At 34.6% G+C, this 13,648-nt stretch carries 17 protein-coding genes; 5 read left to right on the top strand and 12 right to left on the bottom strand.

The annotated features are described in order from the left end of the window. Positions 1-140: 140 nt before the first annotated feature. On the top strand, positions 141-332 hold the full coding sequence (locus D9V42_RS03610; RefSeq protein ID WP_029378284.1) for a hypothetical protein: 192 nt from the start codon (positions 141-143) through the stop codon (positions 330-332). Positions 333-555: 223 nt separating this feature from the next. On the opposite strand, the gene D9V42_RS03605 is transcribed toward D9V42_RS03610, so the two are convergent. Continuing rightward, positions 556-825, bottom strand: coding sequence for a DUF1413 domain-containing protein (locus tag D9V42_RS03605; RefSeq protein ID WP_107554325.1), 270 nt, complete (start codon positions 823-825; stop codon positions 556-558). Between the two features lie 203 nt (positions 826-1,028). On the opposite strand from D9V42_RS03605, the gene D9V42_RS03600 reads away from it, so the two are divergent. The 3 genes from D9V42_RS03600 (at position 1,029) to D9V42_RS03590 (ending at position 2,964) form a co-directional block, all read left to right on the top strand. After that, positions 1,029-1,733: an SDR family oxidoreductase gene (locus D9V42_RS03600; protein WP_122063148.1), complete on the top strand. Its 705-nt coding sequence runs from the start codon at positions 1,029-1,031 to the stop codon at positions 1,731-1,733. A gap of 155 nt (positions 1,734-1,888) precedes the next feature. Then, entirely contained in the window at positions 1,889-2,389 is a 501-nt protein-coding gene (locus tag D9V42_RS03595) for a GNAT family N-acetyltransferase (RefSeq protein ID WP_122063146.1), read from the top strand. 41 nt (positions 2,390-2,430) lie between these two features. After that, complete coding sequence (locus D9V42_RS03590) at positions 2,431-2,964, top strand: GNAT family N-acetyltransferase (protein WP_122063144.1); 534 nt, start codon at positions 2,431-2,433, stop codon at positions 2,962-2,964. 266 nt (positions 2,965-3,230) lie between these two features. Here the strand turns inward: D9V42_RS03590 and D9V42_RS03585 are convergent, their stop codons facing one another. Then, the gene (locus tag D9V42_RS03585; protein WP_122063142.1) at positions 3,231-3,599 is read right to left on the bottom strand and encodes a VOC family protein; all 369 of its coding nucleotides are present in this window, start codon (positions 3,597-3,599) and stop codon (positions 3,231-3,233) included. 179 nt (positions 3,600-3,778) lie between these two features. Between D9V42_RS03585 and D9V42_RS03580 the strand changes: the two genes are divergently transcribed. After that, positions 3,779-4,696: an ABC transporter substrate-binding protein gene (locus D9V42_RS03580; protein ID WP_122063291.1), complete on the top strand. Its 918-nt coding sequence runs from the start codon at positions 3,779-3,781 to the stop codon at positions 4,694-4,696. Positions 4,697-4,784: 88 nt separating this feature from the next. Here D9V42_RS03580 and hisIE read toward each other — a convergent pair whose 3' ends face one another. The 10 genes from hisIE to D9V42_RS03530 form a co-directional block, all read right to left on the bottom strand. Further along, positions 4,785-5,417 carry a bifunctional phosphoribosyl-AMP cyclohydrolase/phosphoribosyl-ATP diphosphatase HisIE gene (hisIE, locus tag D9V42_RS03575; RefSeq protein ID WP_122063140.1) on the bottom strand — a complete coding sequence of 211 codons (633 nt, stop codon included), beginning with the start codon at positions 5,415-5,417 and terminating at the stop codon, positions 4,785-4,787. Next, positions 5,414-6,172 (bottom strand): imidazole glycerol phosphate synthase subunit HisF, encoded by a 759-nt coding sequence (hisF, locus tag D9V42_RS03570; RefSeq protein WP_122063138.1) that lies wholly within the window; start codon positions 6,170-6,172, stop codon positions 5,414-5,416. Before hisF ends, hisIE begins: the two co-directional genes overlap by 4 nt. Then, positions 6,169-6,873 (bottom strand): 1-(5-phosphoribosyl)-5-((5-phosphoribosylamino)methylideneamino)imidazole-4-carboxamide isomerase, encoded by a 705-nt coding sequence (hisA, locus tag D9V42_RS03565; protein ID WP_122063136.1) that lies wholly within the window; start codon positions 6,871-6,873, stop codon positions 6,169-6,171. The genes hisF and hisA overlap by 4 nt, the downstream gene beginning before the upstream one ends. Then, positions 6,848-7,444: an imidazole glycerol phosphate synthase subunit HisH gene (gene hisH / locus D9V42_RS03560; protein ID WP_107554333.1), complete on the bottom strand. Its 597-nt coding sequence runs from the start codon at positions 7,442-7,444 to the stop codon at positions 6,848-6,850. Before hisH ends, hisA begins: the two co-directional genes overlap by 26 nt. Then, positions 7,441-8,019: an imidazoleglycerol-phosphate dehydratase HisB gene (gene hisB / locus D9V42_RS03555; RefSeq protein ID WP_122063134.1), complete on the bottom strand. Its 579-nt coding sequence runs from the start codon at positions 8,017-8,019 to the stop codon at positions 7,441-7,443. Before hisB ends, hisH begins: the two co-directional genes overlap by 4 nt. After that, positions 7,997-9,001, bottom strand: coding sequence for a pyridoxal phosphate-dependent aminotransferase (locus tag D9V42_RS03550; protein WP_107554335.1), 1,005 nt, complete (start codon positions 8,999-9,001; stop codon positions 7,997-7,999). The genes hisB and D9V42_RS03550 overlap by 23 nt, the downstream gene beginning before the upstream one ends. Next, on the bottom strand, positions 9,001-10,257 hold the full coding sequence (gene hisD / locus D9V42_RS03545) for a histidinol dehydrogenase (RefSeq protein ID WP_233665140.1): 1,257 nt from the start codon (positions 10,255-10,257) through the stop codon (positions 9,001-9,003). The genes D9V42_RS03550 and hisD overlap by 1 nt, the downstream gene beginning before the upstream one ends. Continuing rightward, positions 10,247-10,864, bottom strand: coding sequence for an ATP phosphoribosyltransferase (gene hisG / locus D9V42_RS03540; RefSeq protein ID WP_122063131.1), 618 nt, complete (start codon positions 10,862-10,864; stop codon positions 10,247-10,249). Before hisG ends, hisD begins: the two co-directional genes overlap by 11 nt. A 16-nt stretch (positions 10,865-10,880) precedes the next feature. After that, complete coding sequence (locus D9V42_RS03535) at positions 10,881-11,696, bottom strand: ATP phosphoribosyltransferase regulatory subunit (protein WP_107531482.1); 816 nt, start codon at positions 11,694-11,696, stop codon at positions 10,881-10,883. A gap of 380 nt (positions 11,697-12,076) precedes the next feature. Further along, a complete protein-coding gene (locus tag D9V42_RS03530) occupies positions 12,077-13,393 on the bottom strand; it encodes a D-serine ammonia-lyase (RefSeq protein WP_122063129.1) in 1,317 nt (438 codons plus the stop codon). Positions 13,394-13,648 lie beyond the last annotated feature (255 nt).

The raw sequence follows: 13,648 nt of genomic DNA, 5'->3' as shown, positions 1-13,648 counted from the left end.
TGGAACACGGAAAAAGAATAAAAGTGATAAATTTGTGAAAATAATCACAAAATACTTTTAATTTACTAGTACATGGATTATGATAAGGGTGTAGAAGATAAACAAAGCTTCTTAATAGAAAAACTACGGAGTGATTAATTATGAGAAAAGTAATTGAAGCAGTTATTTTTTCAAACGAAAGTAGTTATGAAATTTACACACACACAGGTGTAAATCAAGGTATTATTAATGACATTAAAGATGGATACAGAAGTATTGACTATATAGCTTACATTGATGCAGAGAAAATTTACAACTATGGTTTAAAGAAAGAGCTATTAGTTAACCAATAATACACTGTATACATCGATGTGAATTGAAGTTTAATAGTGTTTTTAATATGCGCTTACAATAAAAACCTATTAACTTCGTGTAAGTTTTTCTCCCCAGTGAAACTTTCATGATTTATTTAAACACCCTCACCCCCAGTATTAAGAAAAGCCTACACTATTGTTTTTACAGTAGTGTAGGCTTTTTCTATATTAATTTAAACGAAAATCTATTGAACGGCTGAGCTTAGATATATGCCTTGAAATTATGTTTAACCGAATTAAAATCATAAACGGAATTGTACATACGCATGCGAATGTGGTCTTGTGAAGCATACGGTATACGTAAATGATCATGTTGTTCCACGTAGCTACGGAATTCACGTTCCAGTTGATTGCGTTGACTTAAAGACATTTGAATCCATTCTTCTTGTTCAAACAAAGCTTCAAAACGAAATTCAAAATTATCTTTGGCCATAGATACATGTAAATGATTGATTCTTTCATCAAAATTCAAATTTAATCCCCCTTTTAACAAACGTTATTAAATTGATATACACCCATTATATACCCACATTAAATGGAAGTATAGGTAATGAATAATTGTTATAATTGTTATAATTCAAAAATTTAATAAAAAATAAATTAACATGATAAAATAAGTGAAAATAGGGAAATAACCTTATACATAGTTAAATTGAAGTAGAAAGGAAGATATGGATGAGTGAGTTAAAAAATAAAGTTGCAATTGTTACAGGTGCGAGTAGTGGTATCGGCGCAAGTATTGCCGAAACATTATCACAACATGGTGTTAAAGTAGTATTAACAGGACGTAATGAAGCACGTTTATCAGATGTAGCAAAACAACTTCAAGAAAATAGTCAGTCTGAAATTGATACACATATCGTAGATGTTACGCAAAAAGATGAAGTAGCCAAATTAGTAAAAGAGACTGAAAATAAATTTGGTCATGTAGATATATTAGTGAATAGTGCTGGTTTAATGCTTTCTTCTGCCATTACAGATGGTGATGTTGAAGCATGGGAAAATATGATTGATGTCAACGTCAAAGGTACTTTATATGGTATTAATGCAGTTTTACCAATATTTTTAAATCAATCTACCGGGCATATTATAAATATTGCTTCTATTTCTGGTTTTGAAGTGACAAAACAAAGTACCTTATATAGCGCATCTAAAGCGGCGGTACATACGATTACACAAGGATTAGAAAAAGAATTAGCTAAAACAGGTGTAAGAGTCACAAGTATTTCACCTGGTATGGTAGACACACCATTAAGCGGTAACACAGATTGGGGTTCTCGTAAGAAGTTAGATCCGCAAGATATTGCTGAAGCTGTCGTTTATGCGTTACAACAACCTAGTCATGTCAATATCAATGAAGTTACCGTAAGACCAGTATAAAATAGCACAGGTAAGTGTTGTTTTATAGATGATGTACTTTGTCATCTGTGAATCATATGGGAGTGAGGTGAAAATCAAATTATAAATGTTGATTTTTGTCTCACTCTTAAAATTTATATTTTTGTGCCCCTTTATTATGAAAGAAGTGATAATTAATGTACTATAGGCGATTAATTGAAAGCGATGTGAAACAATATCGTAAGCTGCGTTTGAAATCATTGCAAACTGATCCGAAAGGTTTTGCCTCTACTTACAAACGTGAGGTGAAATTCCCACTAGGTAAGTTTAAATCTCGAATCATATCTTCAGAAACTCAATTTACAATGGGTGCGTTTGACGACACCGCATTAGTTTGTATAGGTACTTTTTATAGTGAAACCTTAGAAAAAGTGAAACATAAAGGCAACTTAGTAACGATATACTGTGATCCTTCATATAGACGACAAGGTATTGCCAGTTTACTGATTAAAAAAATAATTAGCGAGGTAAATGAACTAGGCTTTGTGAAAATAATTGGATTATGTGTACTATCCGAAAATAAAAGCGCTATTGCATTATATGAACAACTAGGATTTAAGTGGTACGGAACTGAACCCAAAGCACTATTTGATGGTAATAGTTATTATGATGAAGATTTAATGTACATGGAATTATAATATATAGCAGTTGCAGATATTAAACTAAGGTGGGGTAAAATATGGAGACAGATTATATTATGGAGACAAACTTTATTATTGAAACAGATAGATTATATTTAGTAAGACCTTCTCAAGAATACTTAACTGACTTACATGGTTTACACTCAGATCCGAGAACAAACATTTATAATCCAGCGGGACCTCATCAAAGTATAGAAGAAACAGAAGAGATGCTTAAGTCATGGATTGAACATTGGTTTAAATACCGTTTTGGTTACGCATTAATGATAGAAAAGGCAAGCGGTCAAATGGTTGGTATGTGTGGCTTGACATATAAAACAATGTTAGGTGAAACATACCTTAATTTGGCTTATCGATTGAATCCAGAGTATACACGAAAAGGTTTTACCAAAGAAGCATGTTTAGCAATCATAGCGTATGTGAAAAACGACATACAAGTGAACCATCCAATACTTGTGCGCACAAAAAAAGACAACTTTCCTTCTATTATGACTGCGCAATCGTTAGGATTTGAAAAAATAAGCAGTTATAACAATTATGAGGAAATGGGCGACATCTATCTTTTTGAGTGACATCTGTTTATGATGATAAGCTATGTGTTTGCGATAAGATGTTACATAGCCCCTCGCCATAATTGAAAATTTTTAGTAGACGCTCTGAATAAGTCCGATGTGTAAGTCTCGATAACTCAATACAGAATACCTAAGCTAACGCTCATGCATAAGTCCCACTAGCTTTTAAAAGAGGAACACCTGAGTAGGAACTCATGTGTAAGAGCCACTAACTTTATAAATAAAGAAGTGGCTCTTTAGAGAGTGGCTCTATATATAGAGTCGATTTACAGCCATTCTATAATTTCAAGCCTATTGCCAAAAGGGTCGTAAATATAAAAGCGATCAGCACCTTCAAGTTCATCTCCGTATACAATTTCTACTTCCTGTAATTCGAGGTTTTTTCTTACTTCTGTTGCGTTGTGTACTGCAAATGCTGGGTGTGCTTTTTTGGCGGGGCTAAAATTATTTTCAACACCAATATGAAGCTGTTGTTGACCGATTTGAAACCAAACACCACCTTTTTGTGCAAGGTTATCTGGTTTAGGTATTTCTTTAAAACCTAATTTTTTAGCATAAAATGCTCTAGCCAAATCTTCTTGATTTGCAGGTGCTGCAACTTGAACATGATCAATTCCTATAAAATGCTTTTCCATAATAACAACTCCTTTTGTAATTGATAATATCAAAAGTGTAAAAATAAAACGACTATAATAATTTGTGAGATTGAAAATTGTAATACTATAATTAATTAAAAATTCTATATTATTATATTGCAATTGATAATCGTTTTCGATTAGAATGGAAGTATAATACTATGGAAGGGGTTAATATTTTGAAGAAATTATTATATTTCATGTTGTGTTTATTATTATTTTTAGCAGCTTGTGGTAATAACACTGAGTCTAAAGATGCAACTTCAAAAGAAGATACCAAGACGAAAACATATACAACAAGTGAAGGTAGTAAAGTCCAAATTCCTAAAAAGCCTAAGAGAGTACTTGATTTAACAGCTAATTATGGCAATTTTAAAAAATTAGGTATTAAACCAATTGCGATAACGAGTGTTTTTCCTGATTCCAAATATTTAGATATGGGCAAGATTAAGAAGATAGACCCGGAAGATGTGGAAGCAGCAGCAAAATTAAAACCCGATTTAATCATTACATATAAAGAAAATAAAAATAACAAAAAATTAGAAAAAATAGCGCCAACTGTTCCAATGAAGGTGCAGAATATGGATTATAAAGATACACATATAGAAATAGGTAAGCTAGTAAATAAAGAAGCAAAAGCTAAAGAGCAAGCTAATGAATTAGCATCCAAACTAGCAAAAGATGGTAAAGAAATTAAAAAAGAAATTGGTGAAGATAAAACTTTTTCAATCATGGATATTCAAGCCAAGGATATATATCAATTCGGTCCTAGATTTGGTCGGGGCAGTGAAGCAATCTATGAAGGATTCAATTTAAAAGAGGATCCCGAAGCCCAAAAAGTGATGCCAAAAGAGAAATTTATGAAAGTTCCCAAAGAAAAATTTAATGATTATTCAGGAGATTATTTATTACTCCCTACAAAAGAAGGGCAGAAACCTAACAATGATTTCGTAAAATCAAACACTTGGAAAAATAACCAAGCTGTACAAAATGGTAACGTAATTTATTATGATATGGATGAAGCAATATATGCAGATTTAATTTCTGTAGAAAAACAAGCAAAGTTATTTAAAAAAGAGTTGTTGAAAGACAAATAAAAAAGACGAGATGCGTATGGTTTACAGAAATCTTATTAAAAATAGATTTTTGTTCCTCATCCATCTCGTCTTTTTATTTAAGACATTATTACCAATGATTAATATCTGTGCGTTCTCCTTTGAAATTATTATCGGTTTGATGACGTTGAGCTAGAACTTGTTCCACATCGTCAAATTTTATATCTAAGGAGTGTAATAACACAAATAGATGATACATTAAATCAGCAGTTTCATTCGTTACTTCTTTGCGATCATTTTTCATTGCACCTATGACAACTTCAAATGATTCTTCACCGAATTTTTTCGTAATTTTTTCTAATCCTTCATTCAATAAATATTGCGTATAGGAGTTTTCTTTATTAGATTTGGCACTAGTAGTTATGGTCTGTTCTAGTTGTTGCACGTTGAAAGGTATAGGTGTATTAAAGCAACTTTGACTACCTGTATGGCATGTTGGCCCATTTGGTACAACATCGATAAGGAGTGTATCTTGGTCGCAATCTAAATGGATATCCTTTACGATTTGAGTATTTCCAGATGTTTCTCCTTTTGTCCATAAACGATCTTTGGAACGTGAATAAAAACAAACAACGCCACTTGTGAGTGTTTGTTGATAAGCTGCTTCATTCATATAACCGAGCATTAGCACTTGTTTTGTATTCACATCTTGCAATATAGCTGGTAGCAGCCCTTTGCTAAAATCAGGTTGTTGTGTATTCATCTCACTGGGACACCTCCTTGGGACATTGTTTTTTTAATTTCATCTACAGTTGTTTCTTTATCATGTAAAATACTTGCGGCCAGACCAGCAGAAACATCAGTTTGCTTAAATAAATTAACGAAATGTTCTGGATTGCCACCGCCTCCACTAGCTATAACTGGAATATTTACAAGTTGTTCGATTTCATGTAAATGATTAACATCGAATCCTTGTTTCATGCCGTCATGCGTCATACTTGTGATAAGTAACTCACCGGCACCTAAAGCTTCAACTTCTTGAACCCAATCATAAACACGTTTGTCTGTTCGTTGCTTACCACCATGCGTATAGCAAAAATAGTCATTTAATTCACTATCATAATTACTATCTATAGCGATACATATACATTGACTACCAAATTTTTCGCTGGCTTCTTTAATAAATGAAGGGTTTTTAAGTGCGCTTGAATTCAATGATACTTTGTCAGCACCATGATTTAAGAGTTGAGAAATATCATCAATAGTTGATATGCCGCCACCGACAGTTAATGGTATAAATAGTTTGTCTGCCGTTTCTTCAATAACGTCCAACACTAGGTCATGACCCGCTTCTGTCCGTGAAATATCTAAAAAAACTAATTCATCGGCGCCTTGCTCGTTATAATACAGTGCATATTCGACTGGGTTACCAATATCTCTTAATCCTTTAAATTGTATGCCTTTAACGACGCGTCCATCTTTAACATCCAAACAAGGAATGATTCTCTTTTTAATCATGATAAGCCCTCCCAAAAAGTAGGGTTATGTGCAGCTTTACCTACGATAGCTGCTGAGACGCCAAGTGATTCTAATTTTTCTAAATCTTGTTGATGACGGATACCGCCAGAAGCAACCACAGGTTTTTGAGTTGCGTTGACTAATTGTCCAGTAATTTCAAAATTAGGTCCTTCTAGTCGCCCATCTTTTGAAATATCTGTGTAGATGACACCGCCAATTGGTAATGACTCAATTTTTTCAATTAGCTCAAATAAATCTAGTTCAGCATCTTGTTCCCAACCATTTATTTTTACTTCTCGTCTATAGGCATCTACTGAAAGGTATAAACGATTAGGATATTGGTGTGCCATTTCGGCTAACCATTCTAAGTTTTGAATACCTTTGGTACCGATAATACAATAATCAATACCATCGTTAAAATACGCTTCAATGGTTTTTAGACTTCTAATACCACCACCAACTTCTATAGGTTTATCAGTTAGAGCACGTAAGTCTTTAATATAGTCTTGTTCAATAGATGATTGTTGTTTAGCACCGATTAAATCTACTATATGAATACGATCTACACAATTGTATTGATTATAAAATTGAATGCTTTCTTCAGCGCTACGTGACATTTTTTCTTCGGAATCATATTTACCCTCAGTAAGACGTACGCTTGTTGCATTGATTAAATCAATGGCTGGCCATAGTTTGATCATTTAGGAATCCACCTTTCAGTGCTTGATTAAGTATTGCTAAGCCATCATCGCCACTCTTTTCAGGGTGGAATTGGATGCCTATATAATTTTTAAATTGTACAATTGCAGGGACTTGTGTGCCATATTCGGCAAATGCTACAACATATGCTGACATTTCTGCCTGATAAGAATGTACAAAATAGACATCTTGAGAAAGTGTTGGTTGATTACTAATTAGGTTGTTCCAACCTAAGTGAGGTACTGGATAGGGCGTTTCAATTGGTATGATTTGACCTGGAATTAGTTTTAAACCAGATACTTCGCCTTCAGCACTCCACTCATATAGCAGCTGCATACCAAGACAAATACCAATCATAGGTTTGTTGGTAACAGATTGCAAAATCTCCACTAAACCTCGTGATTGAATAGCTTGCATGGCATCTTTAAAGTGGCCGACACCAGGTAAAATAATCATATCAGCAGCTTCAATATCTTTTGGATCATCTGTTAATTTAGATTCATAACCAAGATGGTTGATTGCACGTTGTACATTTTTAATGTTTCCTAAGCCGTAATCAATAATGGCAATCATTCTATCACACCCTTAGATGATGGTGTGCCTTCCATATCATTGCTTGATAGAGATGCTTTAAGTGCACGCGCAAAAGATTTGAAGATTCCTTCTATTTCATGGTGGGTATTGCCACCACGTATTAAATCAATATGCGTTGTTAAGCGTGCATTAATGACTAATGCACGGAAGAATTCTTCTACTAATTCCGTATCAAACGTGCCTACCTTCTCACGGCTTAAATGTGCATTAAATGAAAGGAAAGGGCGCCCGCTAATATCTACGACAGTACGTGCTAATGTTTCATCCATAGGAATATAACTTACGCCATAACGTTGAAAGGATTTTCTTTCTCGGGTCATTTCTAACAACAATTGCCCTAAAACAATACCAATATCTTCTGTGACGTGGTGATCGTCTACTTCTGTATCACCATTTGCGTCAATAGTAATAGATAAGTTGCTATGAAAGGTGAAGAGGGTCAACATATGATCTAGAAAACCCACGCCAGTGTTGATTTTGCTTGGACGATTGTCGTCTGCAAGTGAAATAGCTAATTGTGTTTCAGCAGTGTTACGTGTTTTTTGATAAATCATATTGAGACCTCCAAGTTTTAATAATTTCTTCTAAGTCATCCAATTGTGAATCTGTCGCAATGGAGTAACGCACATAGTCATTCATTTCTGGCTCATCATACAATCTAGGTAAAAAACCATGTGATTGAATATATTGCCCTAAGTTTTGTGCTTCCGTTCCTTTAGTAAGTACGAAATTAGTATATGACGGAAATACGACCATAATATCTGCAACATAGTCGCTAAATAAGTTTCTTAATCTCAGTGCTAAATGGCGTTGATGATCTATGAATTCTTTGGTTTTTTCAGGATGTTCAAACATATACAAAGCAATGTGTAACGTAAGCGTGTTTAGTGGATAGGGATGCTCAATACTTTGTATATGCTGAATTGTCTCAGGTGTACCAATTAGAACACCTAATCTTAGGCCAGCGATACCGAATGCTTTTGATAAGGTACGCATTTGTAGTACATGCGGTTGCATATCAAAGTTGTAAGCTTCACCGAAATCCAGGTATGCTTCGTCTATTACGAAATAACCACCAATATTGTTCATCTTGTCAGCTATAGCTTTTAAAAATGTAGTACCGTATTGTTTGCCCGATGGATTATGGGGATTGCTCATTATAAAAAATGCTGGCTGCACTTCCTCAATCCGTTGTAAAATCTGTTCAAGGTTAAATGTTAAATCGTCCTCAGCTTCCACAAATTCAATAGGACGATTTACTTGAGCGGCATAAGCCTGGTACATGAAAAAGTCTGGATTAAGTGTTAATGCCGGGCCCTCTGGCATGATTAACATTAATTTTTGAATCAGTTCATCAGATCCATTACCAGCTATAACTTGTTCAGCAGTATAGCCATAATAATTTGCATAAGCTGCTTTAAAGCGTTCGTATTCATCATCTGGATAAAAGTTAAATGATGCTTCTCGTATTATTGTAGCTAGTTGTGAATCTGTTAAAGGACGAAGTGGGCTTTCATTTTTGTTAATTCTTATCATCAATATGACCCCTTTGTTGTTCTAATTTCAATAGATTGTTCATGGTTATATAGTTGTTCAATATGAGCAAGCTCACGAGCGGGCTTTTCAATTTGATTGAAGGTATCTTGAGACAAATCTATGACCGAGTGACGCGTTAAAAAGTCATTCACTGATAAACCGTTCGTAAACCTTGCTGTTTGATTCGTAGGTAATACATGGCTTGGTCCAGCAACATAATCACCTATGACTTCTGGTGAATAATGACCTAAAAATAGAGCTCCTACATAGCGTACATGATTTAAATAGTCTCGTGGTGAAGCGGTTTGGATTGACGCATGTTCAGGTGCGATTTGATTCATTAAATCACAAGCTTCTGTGAAATCATCAACTACAATCAAGAAATGGTGATTAGCTAAACTTGCCTTTACGATAGATTGACGTTCAATGTCAGTGAGTGTTTGTTGAATCTTTTGCTCGAGTTGTTGTAGCAGTTCCTCATCTTCACTAATAACAAATGTACGTGCTAATTCATCATGCTCAGCTTGTGCAAATACATCATATGTAATCGCATCTAAATCAGCTGTATTATCAATGATTAAAGCAATTTCACTTGGTCCAGCAATTTGATCTATACCCACCTGTCCAAATAGATATTTTTTCGCATAGGCAACATATTGATTGCCTGGGCCGACAATTTTATCTACTTTAGGTATTGTCTCAGTTCCATAAGCAAGTGCAGCTATACTTTGTGCGCCACCGACTTGAAATACATTATCAACGCCAGCAATATAACATGCGGCCAAAACGATATCAGGTAGACCATCTGTTTGCGGTGGTGTTACAACAGTAATATTTTCGACGCCAGCAACTTTCGCAAGCGTTGCAGTCATTAATACAGTTGAAGGGTAGCTCGCTTTGCCACCAGGTACATAAACACCAACACGTTCTATAGGATGATACATTTCATAACATTCAGTAGAACCTTGTTGACTTGTCCATTTGATAGATTTTTGATAAGTTTCAATGCGTGCGTGGCTGTGTTGTAAAGCTTCTCGCAAGTTATTGTCTAACCGGTGGAAGGCTGCTTCTAACTCTGAGAATGGAATTGCTAATTGAGGTGTATCTACTTTGTCTAACTCTTTATTGTAGGCTTTGAGTGCTTGATCACCTTCCAATTTAACTCTTTCACAAATTGTTTTAACTAGGGGATACAAATCCTCATTTAAAGAGGACTGATCTAAATAGTCATTTAAAAATGTCTCTTTATTTATAATCAATGAGTGACACCTCCAAAGTTTGAATTAAATCGTCAATTTCCGTTGATTTTTTAAAGTATGATTGCTTGTTGGTAATAAGTTTTGCATTTATATTCTTAATGGTATCTTTTTCGACTAACCCGTTAGATTTCAATGTTGTGCCGGTTTGGACGATATCAACGATGCCATCTACCATATCAACTAAACAAGCTAACTCGATAGAACCAGATAATTTTACGAGCTCTACATCAAGTCCTTGCGCTTCAAAATATTTACGTGCTGTTTTCATATAGGATGTAGCAACTTTAGTGAAATTAGTTGTTTCTGGTTTAGAGGCTAAAGCAAAGTGACAATTGCCAAAAGGTAAATCTAGAAGGTTATTGATTGTATAATTACTTTCCTCCAGTACATCACTTCCGACAATACCTACATCTGCTACACCTTGTTCCACATAGATAGGGACATCACTGCCTTTAACTAATACAAATTGGATAGAATCAACAGTAATTAATAATTGACGTTCTCTCTGTTCTAACGCTTGTGCATATGATTGTTCATTTATCTCATTTAAATAAGCAATAAAGCTTTTTAATAATCTTCCTTTTGCTAAAGCTACTGTAAGCATGTGTGTCGCTCCTTTTTTATAAAATAAATCCGAGTCCAAATCCTTCTAAATCACCTTTGTAAAAACCACCAGTTAGTTGTTGAGATTTATTTTCTTTAAGATGACATCTCATAAATGCACCTTTGTAATATGAACGAGGTGGCTGAGGTGTAATATCTAGATGTATATCACTAATACCAAGTGATTTGAACCACTGCTCCCAACGTCTTAACGCTTGTATAGTACGATGGTCATGTTGGAAGAGCTGACTTAATAGATCCAGTTGTTCTGTCGTTTTAGTAGTTAATAATTGAACGATTGGATGAGCGATACCAAGTTGCGAAGTAAGCTCTGAAATATTGCGTTCTTGGACGAGTTTTAATACCTCATCAGTTTGCTCTTTAGTCGTTAAAAGTAAGTCAATAAGCTGGTAATGTCCTAAAATAACAAAATCTATCTCATCATTAAGTGAGGTTTTTATAAACTCATAAAAAGTCATAAAGTCTTCTTGCATATCTGTAATGGTAGGATTGTAGTGTTCTATACCTAATTGAGTATAGACTTCATTATCACGCACAATAGGGCCTGAATAAGCCACATTGCTTAACTGTCGCGGATAATTACTATAATAACGCAATAATTGATCAGTAAAATCATTGCGTAGCGCAAAGATATGATGGTCATGTTGCCAGAAACTACGCTCTGTCATTTGTTGAAGGTCATCTTTTGTAAGTGTTTGCCATGATAGAGATTCTATAAAGCTGAAATCGACAAGTTTAAATCCGGCTTGTTGAAAATGCTTTAAAAAGGCGAGTTCAATTTCTTTGTTTTTAATAAGTGTTGTAGCATTCATAGTATAACCATCCTTTACGTTTACTTTGTTTCTCTACCGAACTAAAGTGAATTGATAAAGAACACTTTAACATAGATGTTTTTGTAATTCAATAAATATTCTGAAAATAATGAGCAGAGTTCATTTTAGCCAACTCAAAATATACACATGATACATTTTAATAAAAAATAAAAGTAAAGTCCGAGCCATAAATAGATGTCGCGGACTTAGTATGTTGAGTCATCGTTAACTAGGCGAAATAACAAAATGATTTTACCAAAAATTGATTGCTGTTCCATTATGCAATTCTAAGTTTTGATAGTAACAAGATTAAATTTAACTAAGCATGTAATTTATTTTGCTTGAGTGATTTTTATATATTGTTGTAGCGAAGAGTGAAATTAATAGTTATTATTTTCAACTAAGTTCTTGCCATAATCTACGTACTTGAGCATTTCATCTTTAGGCACCATATTACCACCTGTTGCCCAAACGATATGGTTCGCATTTTCTACAGCAATGCCATTATTAATTGCTGTTTGAGTTGCTGATTTTATACCAGCAAAACCAGAAGCTGCTGAAGGTTCAATGAATATGTGTTCCTTTTGGCTCAAAGTATATAAATATCGATACATTTGCTTATCAGATACAGTACATGCGCCGTAAAGTAAGTTGTTCATTATTTGACCAACGAGGCGAGAGGGGCATGATACTGCTAAACCGTCAGCATCTGTGCGACCATCTAAACCAATATCTGTGACAGCAATTTCATCATGTAGTTGTGTCATCATTCCTAGTAACATACACGGAGCATGTGTCGGTTCAACAAACACACAATAAACATGCTCTCCCAAAATTTGGTTTAAACCAAAAGCTACCCCACCAGGGCCACCGCCAACACCACATGGTAGATATACAAAGAGAGGATGTTCAGCATCAACTTGTATGTTTTGTGCTCTAATTTGTGATTTTAATCTTAAAGCTGCTACGGCATAGCCTAAGAATAAATCGGCTGATCCTTCATCATCTACAAAATGGCAGGTAGAGTCATGTTCTGCTGCTTTCCTACCTTCTGCAACAGCAAATTGATAATCAGATTGATGTTCAATAACTTCTACACCACGGTCACGCAATAAATCTTTTTTCCATTGACGTGCGTCACTCGACATATGGACTGTTACACTGAATCCAAGTTTTGCGCTTATAATACCGATACTTAAACCGAGGTTACCTGTTGAACCAACAGCCACATTATATTGACTGAAGAGTGTTTGATACTTTGGTTCAGCTAAAATACTGTAGTCATCGTTATAGTTTAAGTCACCTTGCTCTATTGCAATAGTTTCTGCTAATTTTAGTACTTCATAAATCCCACCACGTGCTTTGATAGAACCAGATATCGCAAGGTGGCTATCGCATTTAAGCCATAATTTTCCTATATCAGTTTGAAATTCTGATGTCGTTAAAGCGTCTTGCATAAATGGAATATGCTTTAAAGGTGATTCTATTAAACCGTCATTTTTCTCGGTTTCAGGAAAAACTACACGAATATAGTTGGTAAACCTATCCAATCTTGCGGCAGCTTCTTCGATATCGTTGATAGTAAAAGGGAATGATCCTGGTTTTTGAAAATTTGGATTTTCCCAGAATAAAGGTGTATAGTCTTGTAACTTATTAATTAAAGGAAACGCTTGTTTAAGTTGATTGAGCGTGGTCATAGTCATCCTCCTACAGTTCGAATTCATTCTCATATATATTATAGCAAAGTGTATCTAATCATCGGTGTATATACTCGGATAACATTGATAGGATGGATAAAAAACTTACCTATGATCAAGTATCTGAGAAAACATTGTGAGCCATGTGAGAGAAAATAGTTTCAGTTAACAAATAGAAAAAGAAGCGGCATAGAAATCACGATTTAATTTGATTTCTATGCCACTTTTATGAGCTTATTTCATGAGTAGTAACTG

This window comes from Staphylococcus pseudoxylosus, assembly GCF_003697915.1.
GTDB lineage: Bacteria > Bacillota > Bacilli > Staphylococcales > Staphylococcaceae > Staphylococcus > Staphylococcus pseudoxylosus.
The sequence above is the reverse complement of the archived record's forward strand: the minus strand, read 5'-3'. Positions and strand labels throughout refer to the sequence as shown.

Bases quoted from the DNA above. Each gene is read 5' to 3' on its own strand.
- D9V42_RS03595 (WP_122063146.1), top strand. From the start codon at position 1,889: ATGTACTATAGGCGATTAATTGAAAGCGATGTGAAACAATATCGTAAG.
- hisA (WP_122063136.1), bottom strand. From the start codon at position 6,873: ATGATCAAACTATGGCCAGCCATTGATTTAATCAATGCAACAAGCGTA.
- D9V42_RS03600 (WP_122063148.1), top strand. From the start codon at position 1,029: ATGAGTGAGTTAAAAAATAAAGTTGCAATTGTTACAGGTGCGAGTAGT.
- hisIE (WP_122063140.1), bottom strand. From the start codon at position 5,417: ATGAATACACAACAACCTGATTTTAGCAAAGGGCTGCTACCAGCTATA.
- D9V42_RS03610 (WP_029378284.1), top strand. From the start codon at position 141: ATGAGAAAAGTAATTGAAGCAGTTATTTTTTCAAACGAAAGTAGTTAT.
- D9V42_RS03590 (WP_122063144.1), top strand. From the start codon at position 2,431: ATGGAGACAGATTATATTATGGAGACAAACTTTATTATTGAAACAGAT.
- D9V42_RS03530 (WP_122063129.1), bottom strand. From the start codon at position 13,393: ATGACCACGCTCAATCAACTTAAACAAGCGTTTCCTTTAATTAATAAG.
- D9V42_RS03550 (WP_107554335.1), bottom strand. From the start codon at position 9,001: ATGATAAGAATTAACAAAAATGAAAGCCCACTTCGTCCTTTAACAGAT.
- hisH (WP_107554333.1), bottom strand. From the start codon at position 7,444: ATGATTGCCATTATTGATTACGGCTTAGGAAACATTAAAAATGTACAA.
- D9V42_RS03585 (WP_122063142.1), bottom strand. From the start codon at position 3,599: ATGGAAAAGCATTTTATAGGAATTGATCATGTTCAAGTTGCAGCACCT.
- hisF (WP_122063138.1), bottom strand. From the start codon at position 6,172: ATGATTAAAAAGAGAATCATTCCTTGTTTGGATGTTAAAGATGGACGC.
- hisB (WP_122063134.1), bottom strand. From the start codon at position 8,019: ATGATTTATCAAAAAACACGTAACACTGCTGAAACACAATTAGCTATT.
- D9V42_RS03535 (WP_107531482.1), bottom strand. From the start codon at position 11,696: ATGAATGCTACAACACTTATTAAAAACAAAGAAATTGAACTCGCCTTT.
- hisG (WP_122063131.1), bottom strand. From the start codon at position 10,864: ATGCTTACAGTAGCTTTAGCAAAAGGAAGATTATTAAAAAGCTTTATT.